This window comes from Streptomyces sp. SolWspMP-5a-2 (assembly GCF_900091845.1).
GTDB classification, from domain to species: domain Bacteria; phylum Actinomycetota; class Actinomycetes; order Streptomycetales; family Streptomycetaceae; genus Streptomyces; species Streptomyces doudnae.
The window spans coordinates 1-15,274 of sequence record NZ_FMCI01000041.1; the positions used below are offsets into that span (position 1 = coordinate 1).

14 protein-coding genes are annotated in these 15,274 nt (G+C 74.7%); 8 read left to right on the top strand and 6 right to left on the bottom strand.

Translation table 11 applies throughout. The features are described 5' to 3' along the window. Nucleotides 1-569, bottom strand: a 569-nt coding sequence (locus GA0115242_RS02740) for a TerD family protein (protein WP_141721468.1), incomplete at its 3' end; no start/stop codon positions are given. A 299-nt stretch (nt 570-868) separates the two neighbouring features. Here GA0115242_RS02740 and GA0115242_RS02745 point away from each other — a divergent pair. From GA0115242_RS02745 to GA0115242_RS02760, 4 genes are all read left to right on the top strand, one after another. Beyond that, nucleotides 869-1,297, top strand: coding sequence for a DUF6643 family protein (locus GA0115242_RS02745; RefSeq protein WP_093824091.1), 429 nt, complete (start codon nt 869-871; stop codon nt 1,295-1,297). A 45-nt stretch (nt 1,298-1,342) separates the two neighbouring features. Beyond that, nucleotides 1,343-2,257, top strand: coding sequence for an MOSC domain-containing protein (locus tag GA0115242_RS02750; protein WP_093824093.1), 915 nt, complete (start codon nt 1,343-1,345; stop codon nt 2,255-2,257). A 131-nt stretch (nt 2,258-2,388) separates the two neighbouring features. After that, nucleotides 2,389-2,994, top strand: a complete 606-nt coding sequence (locus GA0115242_RS02755) for an Rv1733c family protein (RefSeq protein WP_093824095.1) — start codon at nt 2,389-2,391, stop codon at nt 2,992-2,994. A 108-nt stretch (nt 2,995-3,102) separates the two neighbouring features. Next, nucleotides 3,103-5,538 carry a right-handed parallel beta-helix repeat-containing protein gene (locus tag GA0115242_RS02760; RefSeq protein ID WP_107461333.1) on the top strand — a complete coding sequence of 812 codons (2,436 nt, stop codon included), beginning with the start codon at nt 3,103-3,105 and terminating at the stop codon, nt 5,536-5,538. On the opposite strand, the gene GA0115242_RS02765 is transcribed toward GA0115242_RS02760, so the two are convergent. After that, complete coding sequence (locus tag GA0115242_RS02765; protein WP_256089359.1) at nt 5,508-8,315, bottom strand: hypothetical protein; 2,808 nt, start codon at nt 8,313-8,315, stop codon at nt 5,508-5,510. The two genes, GA0115242_RS02760 and GA0115242_RS02765, sit on opposite strands and share 31 nt — an antisense overlap. A 286-nt stretch (nt 8,316-8,601) precedes the next feature. On the opposite strand from GA0115242_RS02765, the gene GA0115242_RS02770 reads away from it, so the two are divergent. Together GA0115242_RS02770 and GA0115242_RS02775 are read left to right on the top strand one after the other, a co-directional pair. Beyond that, a complete protein-coding gene (locus tag GA0115242_RS02770; RefSeq protein WP_093824099.1) occupies nt 8,602-9,438 on the top strand; it encodes a DeoR/GlpR family DNA-binding transcription regulator in 837 nt (278 codons plus the stop codon). Between the two features lie 65 nt (nt 9,439-9,503). After that, nucleotides 9,504-9,983: an SRPBCC family protein gene (locus GA0115242_RS02775; protein WP_093824101.1), complete on the top strand. Its 480-nt coding sequence runs from the start codon at nt 9,504-9,506 to the stop codon at nt 9,981-9,983. A gap of 233 nt (nt 9,984-10,216) precedes the next feature. Here the strand turns inward: GA0115242_RS02775 and GA0115242_RS02780 are convergent, their stop codons facing one another. Continuing rightward, a complete protein-coding gene (locus GA0115242_RS02780) occupies nt 10,217-11,341 on the bottom strand; it encodes a PLP-dependent cysteine synthase family protein (RefSeq protein ID WP_093824103.1) in 1,125 nt (374 codons plus the stop codon). A 333-nt stretch (nt 11,342-11,674) separates the two neighbouring features. On the opposite strand from GA0115242_RS02780, the gene GA0115242_RS02785 reads away from it, so the two are divergent. Together GA0115242_RS02785 and GA0115242_RS02790 are read left to right on the top strand one after the other, a co-directional pair. Then, nucleotides 11,675-12,001: a hypothetical protein gene (locus GA0115242_RS02785; protein ID WP_093824106.1), complete on the top strand. Its 327-nt coding sequence runs from the start codon at nt 11,675-11,677 to the stop codon at nt 11,999-12,001. Nucleotides 12,002-12,277: 276 nt separating this feature from the next. Next, a complete protein-coding gene (locus GA0115242_RS02790; protein ID WP_093824108.1) occupies nt 12,278-12,760 on the top strand; it encodes an ATP-binding protein in 483 nt (160 codons plus the stop codon). A gap of 52 nt (nt 12,761-12,812) precedes the next feature. On the opposite strand, the gene GA0115242_RS02795 is transcribed toward GA0115242_RS02790, so the two are convergent. From GA0115242_RS02795 to GA0115242_RS02805, 3 genes are read right to left on the bottom strand one after another with little or no spacing between them, the layout of a single operon-like run. After that, entirely contained in the window at nt 12,813-13,268 is a 456-nt protein-coding gene (locus GA0115242_RS02795; protein WP_093824110.1) for an RpiB/LacA/LacB family sugar-phosphate isomerase, read from the bottom strand. Nucleotides 13,269-13,291: 23 nt separating this feature from the next. Further along, nucleotides 13,292-14,530, bottom strand: a complete 1,239-nt coding sequence (locus tag GA0115242_RS02800; protein WP_093824112.1) for an ROK family protein — start codon at nt 14,528-14,530, stop codon at nt 13,292-13,294. Beyond that, nucleotides 14,527-15,228 (bottom strand): alpha-ketoglutarate-dependent dioxygenase AlkB family protein, encoded by a 702-nt coding sequence (locus tag GA0115242_RS02805; RefSeq protein WP_093824114.1) that lies wholly within the window; start codon nt 15,226-15,228, stop codon nt 14,527-14,529. Before GA0115242_RS02805 ends, GA0115242_RS02800 begins: the two co-directional genes overlap by 4 nt. Between the last annotated feature and the right edge of the window lie 46 nt (nt 15,229-15,274).

The following is a 15,274-nucleotide window of genomic DNA, read 5'->3' on the forward strand; positions in this document are numbered from 1 at the left end:
GCCGGGGCGTTGGTGGCGGCGGGGGGCCAGGAGGCGGGAGTCGCCGTGTGCTGCGGCTCGTCCACCGTGATGCCGTAATCGGTGGCGAGTCCCTCCAGGCCGGTGCTGTAGCCCTGGCCGACGGCACGGAATTTCCAGGCGCCCTGGCGACGGTAGAACTCACCGAGCAGGAAGGCGGTTTCGACCGTGGCGCCCGCGCTGTCGAACCGGGCGACCGCGGCGCCCTGGGCGTCGGTGACCTCGATGTAGAGACCGGGGACGCTGCCGAAGGTCCCGCCGTCGGCCGAGGCCACCAGGACGATCTTCTCGACCGAGGGCTCCACGCGCGCGAGGTCGACGAGGAGGGTGTCGGTGACGGACCCGCCGCCGTCCCGCTTGCCCTCGTGGCGGACCGCGCCCGAGGTGTGGGCGGGCTGGTTGTAGAAGACGAAGTCGCCGTCCGACCGGACCTTCCCGCCCACGAGGAGCAGGGCCGACGCGTCCGCGTCGGGCACCCCGGGACCCGACCGCCAGCCCAGTTCGACGCGGAGCGCCGTCGTCGGCACCGGCGTGTTCTGCCCCTTCGACATGGTCATCGTTCGCCCCCATCACGTGTCACCGCGCCGGGCCGTCTCCCGGCAGCCGTTCGGTTTCTGCCACGTTCCAACCTATTCTCCAGGACGGAGAAGTCCCATGAGGGGCACAGGGAGATCGGCGGCCAACCTCCGGTAACCCGTTGGGAACTCGGCCTTTACACGATCCGAACGTGGCCCCACGCCCCTTTTTGGCAAGTTCGCTCGCATTGGGGATACGCGACTACCCCGATCATGGAAAACAACTCTCTTATCGGTCTCCCCAACCAGCACATCGTGGGCTTAACTTATGTGCCATGACCTCCCCCCGCTCCACTTATGGCGGCGGCTACTACTCCGCCTCCTTCCCGGACACTCCGATCTACGACCGGCTCGTGGCCGAGCGGGGCACCCCGCAGATCGCTCCGATCCGGGTCCCCGCGGCCTACGACATCCCGAGCAGCCACCTGCCCGCGCTGCCGTCGGCCCTGCCCGCGCTCCCCGCGGGACCGTCCCAGCCCGTCTACGGCTACCCCCAGTCGGCCCAGCCCGCCCCGCTCCAGCAGGCCCCGGCGGCGTACATCCCGCAACAGGCCGCGCCGCGTGGGTACCCCGGCCAGCAGCAGCCCCAGCCGCAGCGTCCGATGCCCTCCGGGTACGAGGCGATGCGTCCCGCCGCTCCCCGGCCCGCTCCGGCGCAGTACCAGGACCCGTACAACAACCAGCAGCAGTACCGCGGTTACTGAGCCGCGCCGCCGCGGACCGGCGGGGCGGCCTGGCACGATGACGTCATGGGGACAGCACGGCTGACGTCGATCCACGTCCACCCGGTCAAGTCGCTGCGGGGCCTCGCCCCGCGGGAGGCCGGGGTGGAGCCCTGGGGGCTGGCCGGAGACCGCCGCTGGGCGCTGATCGACGACAAGGGGAGGGTCGTCACACAGCGTCAGTGCCCGCGCCTGGCACGTGCCGCCGCCGCGCTCCTGCCCGGTGACGGCGTCCGGCTGTCCGCCCCCGGCCTGCCCGACGTGGAGGCCCGCGTCCCGGGACGGGGCCCCACCGTCACGGTGCAGATCTTCGGTGACACGGTCACCGCGGTCCCCGCGCGGGAGAGCGCCGCGCACGCCTGGGCCCGCCGCTGGCTCGGCGCCGACGTCCGTCTGGTGCACCTGGACGACCCGGCCGTGCGCAGACCCGTCGACCCCGCCTACGCGCTGCCGGGCGAGACCGTCTCCTTCGCCGACGGATACCCCCTGCTGCTGACCGCCACCGCCTCCCTCGACGCCCTCAACTCCCTTGTCGCGCAGGGCGATCACCCCGGCGAGGGGCCGCTGCCGATGGACCGCTTCCGGCCGAACGTGGTGGTCGGGGGCACCGGCGCCTGGGCCGAGGACGGCTGGGAGCGGCTGGCGATCGGCGAGGTCGTCTTCCGGGTCGCCAAGCGCTGCGGGCGGTGCGTGGTGACCACCACCGACCAGCGCACCGGCGAGCGCGGCCGGGAACCGCTGCGCACCCTGGGCAGGCACCGGTCGATCGGCGGCAGGCTGGTCTTCGGGCAGAACCTGGTGCCGCTGACCCGCGGCACGGTCCGGGTCGGCGATCCGGTGACCGTCCTCGCCGCGGGCACCCCACCGGCACGGAGCACGGACCGGGACAGCGCGCCGGGAGCGGGAACCGGCGCCGGGGTGCGGCGCGTTGGGAAGGGGTGAGGGGGGACGCGCGGGCACACCGGGACGGGTGGGGCCCCGGCCCGGGTGATCTCGCTCTCTCTTTGCGCGCTCGGTACCGTCCCCGGCCGCCTGAGGGGTTATCACGGAGAGCGGAAAGGGGGCGCGAGACGGTGCGAGCGATAGGCGGGCTCCGGCGCTGGCGGCACAACCCGCTGCGCCGTGCGACCGATCTGGCCGAGGCGTGGCTGGCGCTGACGTCCCTGCTGCTGATCCTGCTGGTCGCGCCGGTGATCGGCTCGATCGTCGGCGGGCTGGCCCAGGACACCCTCCAGCGCTCCGTCCGGGACCAGAACAGGACCCGCCACCTGGTGACGGCGACGGTGGTCCGCAAGCTGTCCCGCACCCCGCTGGACACCGACCCCGAGACGTCCTCGACACAGGACCTGCGCAGCCGGGTGATCGCCGACTGGACCGCCCCCGACGGCTCGTTCCACCACGGCCCGGTCCTCGTCGCGGGCCGGTCCGCCGCCCCGGGCGACCGGTTCGCGCTGTGGACGGACGCGCACGGCGCCACCGTGCCCCGACCGCTCGACGCGGCGACCGCCACCACTCACGCCGTCCTGGCCGGCGTCGGGGCGGCGCTGCTGACCGCGGGCGCGGTCGAGGCGGCCAGGCGGCTGCTCCTGTGGCGCATGGTCCGCCGCAGACACGCCCGTTGGGACCAGGAGTGGGAGCAGGCGGGTCCCGACTGGGGCAGGACGGGCGCCGGCAGCTGACGGCTCACGGCTCTGGTCAACCCACCGCCCGCGCGCACGCTACGGTGGACCGGCCGACACGCGTTCGGCATCGACCCGCGTACGACGAGGTGGGGGCAGAGCAGCGCCATGGCACAGGGCACGGTCCAGGTGACGCACACCGGTACATCGCGGTGGCGGCGCCGCACGGGTGAGTACGCGTCGCTCGCCGCCGCCCTGGAGGCCGCGGCCGAGGGGGACGTCCTCACCGTCGCACCCGGCACCTACCGGGAGAACCTCGTCGTGGAGCGGGCGGTGACGCTGCGCGGGCCCGAGGGCGCCCCCGGCTCCGTCCGGATCGCCCCGCCGGACGGCGTGCCGCTGACCGTGCGCGCCTCCGCCGTGGTCCAGGACCTGCACGTGGAGGGACAGGACTCGGCGGCCCCCGCCCTGCTCGTCGAGGAGGGCGCCCCGGAGCTGACGGACGTCCGCGTCGTCACCCGCTCCGCCGCCGGGATCGAGGTGCGCGGCGGCGCCCGGCCGACCGTGCGGCGGTGCACCGTCGACAACCCGGCCGGGGTCGGGATCGCCGTACTGGACGGCGGCGGCGGGGTGTTCGAGGAGTGCGAGGTCGTCGCGGCGGGCCAGTCCGGGGTCGCGGTGCGCGGCGGCGGGCACCCGCGCCTCGACCGCTGCCGCATCCACCACACCTCGGGCGCGGGCCTGACGGCGACCGGCGAGAACTCCGCGCTGGAGGCGGTCGGTTGCGAGATCTACGAGGTGCGGGGCAGCGGGGTGCAGATCACCGCACGCGCCACCGCGCACCTCACGGACTGCGCGGTGCACCGCACCACGGCCGACGGCATCACCCTCGACACCGACGCGGTGCTGACGCTGGCCGACTGCCGCATCCACGACATCCCGGAGAACGCGGTGGACCTGCGTTCCCGCTCGGTCCTCACCCTGACCCGCACCACGGTCAGGCAGTTCGGGCGCAACGGCCTGTCGGTGTGGGACCCGGGCACCCGGGTGGACGCCAACCAGTGCGAGATCTTCGACAGCACCGGCGACTACCCCGCCGTGTGGGTCAGCGACGGCGCGACCGTCGTCCTCGACTCCTGCCGGGTGCACGACGTCCCGGACGCCCTGTTCGTGCTCGACCGCGGCTCCCGGGCGGACGTCGTCGACAGCGATCTCTCGCAGGTGCGCAACACGGCGGTGTCGGTGAGCGACGGCGCGACCGCGCAGCTCGACGACTGCCGGATCAGGGACGCGGCGACCGGCGCCTGGTTCCGCGACCACGGCAGCGGCGGCACCCTCAACAACTGCACGCTGGACGGCACCCAGACCGGCGTGATCGTCACCAAGGGCGCCGACCCGACCATCGAGCGGTGCACGGTCGACTCCCCCGCCGAGGCCGGTTTCTACGTGTCGGCGGGCGGGCGCGGCACCTTCCTGCACTGCCGGGTGACGGGCAGCGGCGGCTACGGCTTCCACGTGATAGACGGCTGCCGGACGACCCTGCGCAGATGCCGCACCGAGCGCTGCTCGCGCGGCGGTTACGAGTTCGCGGACATCGGTCCCGACGCGGCGCCCGGCACCGGCCCCGACGTGGAGGACTGCACCAGCGACGAGAGCGGCGGGGTCCGTCCGCCCGCGCCGGATCCGGTGCCGCAGACCGCCGTCCAGTCCCCCGGGCTGCTGGGCGCGATCCCCGGGCAGCGCACCGCCGAGCAGCCGGTACCGGTCGCCGTCGAGGAGCCCGCGCAGCCCGCGCGCACCTCCACGGCCGTCCTCGGCGAACTCGACGCGCTGGTCGGCCTGGACAGCGTCAAGCGCGAGGTGCGGGCGCTGACCGACATGATCGAGGTGGGCAGGCGGCGCCAGCAGGCGGGCCTCAAGGCGGCCTCCGTCAAACGGCACCTGGTCTTCACCGGCTCCCCCGGCACCGGCAAGACGACGGTGGCGCGGCTCTACGGCGAGATCCTGCGCTCCCTCGGCGTGCTGGAGAAGGGGCACCTCGTCGAGGTGTCCCGGGTCGACCTGGTCGGTGAGCACATCGGCTCGACGGCGATCCGCACCCAGGAGGCGTTCGACCGGGCGCGCGGCGGGGTCCTGTTCATCGACGAGGCGTACGCGCTGTCGCCCGAGGACTCCGGGCGGGACTTCGGCAAGGAGGCCATCGACACCCTGGTGAAGCTGATGGAGGACCACCGGGACGCGGTCGTGGTCATCGTCGCGGGGTACACGGCCGAGATGGAGCGGTTCCTGTCGGTCAACCCCGGTGTGGCGTCCCGTTTCTCACGGACCATCACCTTCAGCGACTACGGCCCGCAGGAGCTGCTGAGGATCGTGGAGCAGCAGGCGGAGGAGAACGAGTACCGTCTGGCGGCCGGTGCGTCGGAGGCGCTCGTGACGTACTTCGCGGACCTCCCGAAGGGCCCGGCGTTCGGCAACGGCCGTACCGCGCGGCAGACGTTCGAGGCGATGGTGGAGCGGCACGCGAGCCGGGTCGCCCAGTTGCCCGAGCCGAGCACCGACGACCTGACGCTGCTCTACGGCGAGGATCTGCCCGAGTCGGTCTGAGCCGGGGCGGGTTCCTCGGGGCGGGGGCCGGGCAGCGCGGGGGCGAGCCGGGCCAGCAGCCGGGCGCGTTCCTCCGCGAACGCCGGGTCGGCCTGGTAGTCGGAGTGGCCGAGGATCGGCGCGGGCAGCGGGTGCGTGGCGGTGCGGCCGTAGGAGAGCGGGTCCTTCAGCGGGGGCCGGTCGACCTCGGGGCCGCAGTCGCCGGGGAGCCTCACCGGGCCGCCGATGGGGTCGGTGAGCCGGTAGAGGTTGCGCCAGCAGTCGACGTCCCGGTGCAGGGCGCCGAGCGCGTCCGGCCCGAAGTGGGCGGGGAACCAGCGGCCGTAGAGGCGTTCGAGCGGGCAGCCGTAGGTGAGCAGGGCGATCCGGGCACGGACCTGCGCGGGCAGTTGCCAGGCCGCGGCGGCGGCGAGGACGCTGCCCTGCGAGTGCCCGGAGAGGACGAGGCGGCCGCCGGTGGCGCGGGTCCAGGTGGCGATCCGCCAGGTCAGGTCGGGGACGGCGCGTTCCGCGTAGCAGGGCGGCGCGAAGGGGTGGGCGGCGCGCGGCCAGAAGGTGCCGACGTCCCAGAGGATGCCGATGGTGCGCCGGGCGGCGGCGTCCTTGTAGGCGCGCCTGCCCCAGGTGACGAACAGTATGAAGCCGAAGCCGATGAGCCAGGACCCGAGCGCCTGGGAGGTCTGGGCGGCGCCGTGCACGAGGGCGACGGTGGGGCGGGCGGCGGCGTCGGGGGTCCGCCCGGTGGTGAAGGCGCCGACCAGGGCGCCCGCGCCGAGCAGCAGGGTGGTCGCGGAGGTGGCGCCGACCAGGAGCGGGGCCCGGTCGGTGAGGGTGGCGATGGCACGGGTGGTGGCGATGCGGTGGGTGCGGGCCGGGTCCTCGGGCTCGCCCGGGTGGTCCAGGGCGACGGTGACGAGTTCGGCGCGGCGCAGGCGCCAGGCACGCCGGGCGAGATGGCCGCAGATCGCGAGGACGACGACGAGCAGGGCCGGGATGATGGACGCCTGCCAGGTGAGCAGGACGGGCGGGCCGGGGATGGAGCTGCCGGTGCCGTCCAGCCAGTCGGAGACGCGCTGGCAGACCCCGCCGGACATCACGCCGCCGAGGGCGCAGGAGAGCATCGCGACGGCGGGCCCGCCGAGGCCGCGCAGGGCGGAGCGGCGGTCGGGCCGGGTGGCGTGCAGCGTGCGGGCGGCCACCGCGAGGGCCACGACCAGCGCGCCCTGGCCGAGCGCGAGGGTGCCGAAGGCGGTGCCGCCGGGGAGCCGCCCGTCCGACTGCCAGCCGGGGCGGGACCATCCGGCGTGCAGGGCGGCGAGGAGCAGCAGGGCGAGCGCGGCCAGCGGCAGCCGCCGCACCAGGTGGGCGTCGAGGTGGCGGTCGAGACGGTTCTCGCTGCGGCCCCTGCGGCACACCACCCCGATCACGACGAGGGCCGCGGCCAGGTGTCCTGCGGCCAGCAGCAGTCCCAGGGTGCCGAGGACGGCGGAGCCGCCGGGGGCGCGGTCGTGGCTGAGGGCGGGGGCGGTGAGCGCGGCGGCGACGGTGAGCAGCCCGGCCGCGGTGTGGGCGGCGCGCAGCCGGGCGACGAGGCGGCGGCCGTACCAGAATCCGGGGCGGTCGAGGGCGGTGTGGTCGGTGTCCTCGTCGGGCTCGGGTCGGCGGTCGAGGGGCTGCTGGGACTCGTAGGCGTTCCAGGTGCGGCGGGAGAGGTACCACAGAAGCCAGGTGAGCGCGGCGGGGACGGTGGCGGCGAGGGCGAGCCTGCGTCCCGGGCTGCTCCACCAGCCGTCGTGCGAGGCGGCCGGGGAGAGGAAGCCCAGCCAGGTGTGCCGGGCGGCGCAGGCGTCGGTGCCCGCGCACTGCCAGGCGGTGAGGTCGAGGGCGACCTCGCAGGCGGCGGCGACCAGCAGCACGGTGAGGGTCAGGCCGGTGAGCCGGACGAGGAGCCCGTAGCAGCGGACGGTGCGGCGGCGGCCACGGGAGGCGGGGCGCATCCAGTGGGCGAGGTTGACGACCATGAACGGCAGCAGGAACAGCCAGAGGGCGCGGGCGCCGTTGCCGGAGGTGAGGTTGCACCAGACGTACGCCTCGGGGACCGCCCGGACGGGCCCGGCGGCACGGCGCCCGGCGGCTCCGTCACCGGTGCCGCGGGTCGGGCGCGCGGGGGTCGGGACGGCGCGCCCGGCACGGTCCGAGACGGCGCCCTCGCCCGGGGCGATGCCCTCGCCCGGGGCGATGCCCTCGCCCGGGGCGATACCGTCGTCCGGGGCGATGCCCTGGTCCGAGACCGTGCCTTTGTGCGGGGCGATGCCCGCGTCCGGCCCGGTGGTCCCGCCGGCCTCCCGGGAGCGGTCGTCCGGAGCGGGGACGATCCCGACCGGCGACGCGTCGCCGCCGTCCGCCGGGGTGCCGATCGGGTCCGGCGACGCGCCGTGCCCGTCCGTTCGGCCGCTCCCGGGAGGCCGGCGCCGCCCGTCCCCGTCCGTCCGGGCGCCCCCGGTGTGGCGGTGTCCGGGGTCCCTCCGGGCGTTGCCCGTGGTACGGCTCTCGGGGTGCCGCGGTCCGTCGTTCCCTGCCGGGGTGCCGCCGGGTACCGGGGGTCCGGGCGTGTCCTCGGCGTCGACGTCCTCCGCGCGCCGGAAGACGGCCGCCGTGTCGTCGCCGGTGATCCGCACCGTGCGGGGGTCGTCGAGCATCTTCTCGGGTGTGGTGCCGCCGACTCCGTGGACCAGGAGTTCCAGGGCGGTGCCGGTGGGTTCGTTGGCCCGTTCCACTGTCCGCGCTTCCGTAGTGGCCTGCCGTCCGTCTGATGCCGTGCGGGCCCAGGATCGCCCCTGGGGCGGGTGCGCACAGCACCCGTCACCGAATCTCCCCGATCCGGGTGACACGGGAGGAACGGGTGGGCCGGGAGTGACGCGGGGTGCCGGTGGTGGGGGGCGCCGGGCCGGTCGTCCCGTGCGAGGATGGGGCGTCCGCGCACTGGGGGCGGGAGAACGCCCTTGTCGGAGTGGGTGCGCCGGGCGTGTCGGACGGCTTGAGGCGAAAGGAACCGGAGCGTACGTGAGTGAGAATCAGAACCTCCTCGCGGAGCAGCGGCGAGCCCTGATCCTGGACGAGGTCCGGCGCAGGGGTGGGGTCCGGGTCAACGAGTTGACGCGGAAGCTCGGTGTCTCGGACATGACGGTCCGCCGCGACCTTGACGCGCTGGCCCGGCAGGGCGTGCTGGAGAAGGTGCACGGCGGCGCGGTCCCGGTCGTCGAGGCGAGCACGCACGAGCCCGGTTTCGAGGCGAAGTCGGGGCTCGAACTGACGGCCAAGGAGGACATCGCGCGGGCGGCGGCCGCACTGGTCGCGCCGGGGAGCGCGATCGCGCTGTCGGGCGGCACGACGACGTTCGCGCTGGCGCACCAGGTGCTGGACGTCCCCGATCTCACCGTCGTCACCAACTCGGTGCGGGTGGCCGACGTGTTCCACGCGGCGCAGCGGGTCGCGGGCCCCCGGCCGGGCGCGGCCACGGTGGTGCTGACCGGCGGGGTGCGGACGCCGTCGGACTCGCTGGTGGGTCCGGTGGCCGACCAGGCGATCGGGACGCTCCACTTCGACACGCTCTTCCTCGGGGTGCACGGCATATCGGTCGAGGCGGGTCTGTCGACGCCGAATCTGGCGGAGGCCGAGACCAACCGGCGGCTGGTGCAGTCGGCACGCCGGGTCGTGGTGGTCGCCGATCACACCAAGTGGGGTGTGGTGGGCCTGAGTTCGTTCGCCGCGCTGGAGCAGGTCGACACCCTGGTGACGGACTCCGGTCTCGCGGAGGACGACCGCGCGGAGATCGCCGAGCATCTGCGGGTGGTGGTGGCGGGCCGCGAGGAGAGCGGGTCCGCCGGGGCAGACAGCTGACGCCCTGTCAGCTAGGGTGTCCCCCGCTTCCCCAACCGCCCTGTCGCGTCAAGGGGGTTCGGCCCATGGTCCACCGACTCCGCCCGGTCGGGATCGACTTCGTCGAGACCGCGCCCGTCCGCCTGGTGTTCGCGCGGGAGATCGCCGCCGCTCCCGGCCCCGTCTTCCACGCGCTCGCCGAGGACGTGCCGGGCTGGCGGTCGTGGTTCGCGGCCGTGACGCTGGCCCGCTCCCTGGACGACGGCGCCCGGCGCGAGATCCGGCTGCGCGGCGGCACCCGGCTGGAGGAGACGGTGCTGACGGCGAAGGCGTCGGAGCTGTACGTGTACCGCGCCGACGCGACCAACATCCCGGGCGCGCGGGCCCTCGTCGAGGAGTGGCGGCTCACCCCGGCGGGCGGGGGCACGCGGGTGCGGTGGACGTTCGCGGCGGCCGGTACGGCGCCGTTCCGGCTGGCGGTGCGGTCGGGGCGGGCGGGCATGGGCCGGGCGTTCCGGCAGGCGGTCACCACCCTGGACGAACGGCTGACCGGGCGGAACGCCTGACCGGAGCGGTCACCCCTCTGGGCGGGTGGCTGACCGGGGCGGTCGGCACCTTGGGTGGCCGGCTGACCGGGGCGGGCCGTTGCTCAGGCGGAGCGACCGACGGGCCCGACGAGCCCCAACGGCCGTCCGCCATCGGCCGTCCGCCGTCCGCCATCGGCCATCCGCCTCCCGCCTCCCGCCTCCCGCCTCCCGCGAGTGCGTCCCCTCCCCGTCCGGTCCTCCCCGCGCGCGGGTCAGGACGGCCAGACGCCCGTCTTCAGGAGGGACTCGATCGCCGCCGCGTAGGGCGCGATGTCCAGGCCCTGGGCGGTGAGCCAGTCGTCCGAGTAGTACTTGTCCAGGTAGCGGTCGCCCGGGTCGCACAGCAGCGTGACGACGCTCCCCTGCCGCCCCTCCGCCACCATCTCGGCGACGATCTTCAGGGCGCTCCACAGCCCGGTGCCGGTGGAGCCGCCCGCCTTGCGGCCGATGGCCCGCTCCAGGGCGCGGACGGCGGCGACGCTCGCCGCGTCGGGCACCTTCATCATGCGGTCGATCGCGCCGGGCACGAAGCTCGGTTCCATGCGCGGCCGTCCGATGCCCTCGATGCGGGAGCCGCTGTCGCAGGTGACGTCCGGGTCGCCGCTGGTCCAGCCTTCGTAGAAACAGGAGTTCTCGGGGTCGGCGACGCAGATGCGGGTGTCGCGCAGGGTGTAGTGGACGTACCGGGCGAGGGTCGCCGAGGTGCCTCCGGTCCCGGCGGTGGCGACGATCCAGGCGGGCTCCGGGAACCGCTCCAACTCCAGCTGGCGGAAGATGGATTCGGCGATGTTGTTGTTGCCGCGCCAGTCCGTGGCCCGCTCCGCGTAGGTGAACTGGTCCATGTAGTGGCCGCCGGTCTCCACCGCGAGGCGGGCGGACTCCTCGTACATGCGCCGTGAGTCGTCCACGAAGTGGCAGCGGCCGCCGTGGAACTCGATCAGGCGGCACTTCTCGCGGCTGGTGGTGCGGGGCATGACGGCGATGAACGGGACGCCGACGAGCTTCGCGAAGTACGCCTCGGAGACGGCCGTCGAGCCGCTGGACGCCTCGATGACGGGGCGGTCCGGCCGGATCCAGCCGTTGCACAGGCCGTAGAGGAACAGCGAGCGGGCCAGCCGGTGCTTGAGGCTGCCGGTGGGGTGGGTCGACTCGTCCTTGAGGTAGAGGTCGATGCCCCACCGCTCGGGCAGCGGGAACCACAGCAGGTGGGTGTCGGCGGAGCGGTTGGCGTCGGCCTGCACCTTGCGGACGGCCTCTTTCAGCCAGTCACGGTAGGCGGTGTCACTGCGGTCGACGTCCAGGGTCGCGCCGGTCCTGGGCTGCTGGGTGGTGCTCACGGCGGTGCTCCTCACGGTGGCTGCCGACAGCGTCCCGCGCGGCCGACAGCTCGATGATAGGCACCACTCGCACGCTTCTCACCTGCATAAACACACCTTTGGGGGGCTCAAAGGGGCGCCTGGGCGCAGGGCCGGGCACGGCAGGGGACACGGGTCGGCCGCCGTGCCCCCGCCCGATGAGTGTGCGCGGCGGGCGCGTACTGGTGCGCGGGGCCGGGGAGGGGGAGACTGCACACCGGACGGTGACGCACACTGGATCACACAACGAGCCGTACCGCGGCCCGCAGGGATCGGGCCGGGGGCGGCGGCGGAGCGCGCGAGGGGGCGGAGTACATGGCTGAGCCTGAGTTCACGGCGACGGGTGTGCGCATAGAGCAGCGGCTGCGGTCGCTGACCCGGGCCGGGCAGGTACGGATCAACGACGGCAGGCTGGAGCTGCTCACCAGCTACGGCAGCGAGATCGACAGCGCGCCGGTGCAGGCGGTGCGGGCGTCGAAGCCCTGGTTCGCGTCCGACGGCCGGGCGCTCGCGGACCTCAACGGCAAGCGGTACCTGCTGACCCTGGGCGACCACGATCCGGCCCCCGGGCAGCCGGGTCCGCCCGCCGCGGGACGGTTCATCGAGGCCGTGCGCAGGGCCGCGGGGCGCCGCCGGGGCTGACCGGCGCCGGCCGTGCGCGCGAGGTGACCGGAGGGGCGCGAGTTGCGCGAGCGCGCCCCCTGCGTCACGCTGATCTCACGTAACTCTGGGTCCACCGGCGATCACGCTGCGAACCAGCCCGCCGGGCAACAAGCGGGCGGCCATGGCCAGAGCCTCCTGCCGCATCCGCACTCCGTGTACCTCCGGATCTCTGAAGTCGTTCTCCGGATCGCATCAAGTCGGGGAGTCGCAGCCGTGAGTCACTCAAGCAGACACTGCGCGGTACAGCTTCAAGCCATGCCGCCGCGGATCGGTCAGGTCCGCAGAATCGTATCGGCCCAGTTGCGCTACTGGCATCTGGATCCCCTCATCGACCGCGCCGCGCTCGGCGTCACCGAGCTGCTGACCAACGTCCACCGGCACGCGGCGCCGGACAAGTCGTGCACCGTGGAGATCGAGCTGATGCTGGGCAGGCTCACCGTCTCCGTGCGCGACCACGACCCCCGTCTCCCCGAGATGCGGGACGTGGACCCGTCCGCCACCAGCGGGCGCGGGCTCGCCATGGTGGCCGCCGTCAGCGAGAGCTGGGGCGTGCGCCCGGACGGCCCGTCGGGCAAGGTCGTCTGGTTCACGCTGCCGACCTCGGCGCCGATGGCCCCGCCCGCCCGCGCCGTGCGGCGGCGCGCCGAGACACCGGCCCACCGGTTCGCGGACCTCGACCACGCGCTCGACGGGCGCAGGTCAGGACATGCTCCCGCCCGGTCGGCCGTTGCCGGCTGACCGGGCGGTGACGTCCTTCCTGGCCGGGGCGTGACGGCGGCCGCGGCGGGGTTCAGCCGGTGGCGCGCGCTTCGTCCGCGCGGCGGATGCGTGCCACGTTCGCCACCGTGGAGTCCTTCTGGCTGGGTTCGCCCTCGAACCAGGCGTCGAGGATCTCGGTCAGCAGCGCCTCGGACGTCAGCCGCAGACTGAGCGCCAGCACGTTCGCGTCGTTCCAGCGACGGGCGCCGCCCGCCGTGTACGCGTCCGTGCACAGGGCCGCCCGCACCCCGGGGACCTTGTTGGCGGCGATCGAGGCGCCGGTGCCGGTCCAGCAGCACACGACCGCCTGGTCGGCGCGGCCCTCGGCGACGTCCCGGGCCGCCGTCTGCGTGCAGACGGCCCACGCGGGGTCGTCGCCGGGCAGCAGCGCGCCGTAGGCGGTGACGTCGTGGCCCCGCTCGCGCAACGCGTCGACGAGCGCGCGGGCCACGGTTTTGTCCATGTCGGAAGAGACGGAGATCCGCATGGCACCGAGCCTACCCGGCGGGCTCAGGCCAGCGCCTCCAGCGGGTCGTCGAGCACCGGCTGCCACGCCAACTCGGCAGCTCCGACAAGGCTGTTGTGGTCGAGGGTGCAGGCGACGAGCGGGACGCCGCCGCTCTGCCCCCAGAGGCTTCTCTCCGCGACGACCGCGCGCAGCCGCTCGGGGTCGGCCTCCAGGAGAGTGCGGTGCAGACCGCCGAGGATGATGCGGTCGGGGTTGAGGATGTTGACGAGTCCGGCGAGGCCCAGGCCGAGCCGGTCGATGAGGGTCTCGGCGGCGGCGCGCACGCGGGCGTCGTCGTACTGGTCGCGGATCAGCTCCTGGGCGTGCCGGAGCAGGGACATCTCGGGGCCGGGCGCCCGGCCCGCCGCGGTGAGCAGGGCCAGCGGGTCGGTCTCGACGTCCAGACAGCCGCGGCTGCCGCAGTGGCAGGGGCGCCCCTCGGGGTTGACGGCGAGGTGTCCGACCTCCAGGGCCAGCCCCGAACTCCCCGTGTGCAGACGGCCGTCCAGCACCAGCGCGCCGCCGACGCCGCGGTGTCCGGTGGCCACGCAGAGCAGGTCGCGGGCGCCCCGGCCCGCGCCGTGCCGGTGTTCGGCGAGCGCCATCAGGTTGATGTCGTTGGCGGCGAAGGCGGGTCCGGTGATGCCCGCCGCGCGGACGCACTCGGCGAAGACGCGCCGCACCGGAGCGCCCGCCGCCCAGGCGAGGTGCAGCGGGTTGAGGGCGAGGCCGTCCGGTTCGGCGACCGCCGACGGCACGGCGAGCCCGGCGCCGACACAGCGCAGGCCGGTGGCGCGCAGCAGTTCGGCGCCGGTCTCCACGACGGAGCCGAGGACCTTCGCCGGGTCGGCGTCGACGGTCTCGCAGCCCGGGGCGGTCGCGACGATCCGGCCGCCGAGGCCGACCAGCGCGGCCCGGAAGCCGTCGGCGTGCACCTGGGCGGCGAGGGCGACGGGGCCGTCGTCGGCGATGGAGAGCCGGTGCGAGGGTCTGCCCTGGGAACCGGCGGCGGCGCCGGGGCGGGCGTCGACCCGGATCAGCCCGAGCGCCTCCAGTTCGGCGGCGACCGCGCCCGCCGTCGCCCGGGTCACGCCGAGTTCGGCGGTGAGCACGGCGCGGGTGGGCGCACGTCCGGTGTGCACCAGCTCCAGCGCGGGTCCGAGCGCGCCGCGCCCCCGGTCCAACCGCGTTCTGGAAGTGGTCCCGTCCCCCGCCGTCCGGGGGTGCGCGTTGCCGGTCATGAGGGCGAGTCTCCCATGATCCGTGCGGCGGGCGGCCACTCCCCGGGCCCCAGGCCGCTGACCCGCAGGGTGACGTTGAGGCGTCCGGCCAGGCCGAGTTGCGGGGGCGCGGTGCCCTGGAGGACGCGGGGGACGCCGTGGTGCGCGAGGCGGGCGGGGCCGCCGAAGACGAACAGGTCGCCGCTGCGCAGTTCGACGTCGGTGTAGGGCCTGGCGCGGGTCGCGGTGTTGCCGAAGCGGAAGACGCAGGTGTCGCCGAGGCTGAGGGAGACCACGGGCGCCGTCGAGCGTTCGTCGGCGTCGCGGTGCATGCCCATGCGGGCGTCGCCGTCGTAGAAGTTGATCAGCGCGATGTCGTAGGCGGGGAGCGGGTCGGCGGGCGGGCCGAGCGCGTCGGCGACCGCCCGCCGGGCGAGCGCGTCGAGCCACGTGGGGAACGGTTTGACGGGGGTCCGGTCACCGTCGGTGGCGGTGCGGGCGTAGCCGTAGGGGTACCAGTGCCAGCCGAGGCAGACCTGCCGGGCGGTCATCGTGCCGCCGCCCGGGGTGCGCACGGTGCGCAAGCCGGCCGGTGGGCGGGCCCACTCGCGGCAGGCGGCGAGGAGTTCCCGCTGCCGCGCCTCGTCCAGCCAGTCCGGGACGTGGACCGCGCCCGGCGCGACCTGCGCGCGGTCCCGGGGAAACAGCTCGGCGTCCATCACTCCATCCTGCCCGAACGGTCCTGAGCTGGGGCTCCGCTAGCCT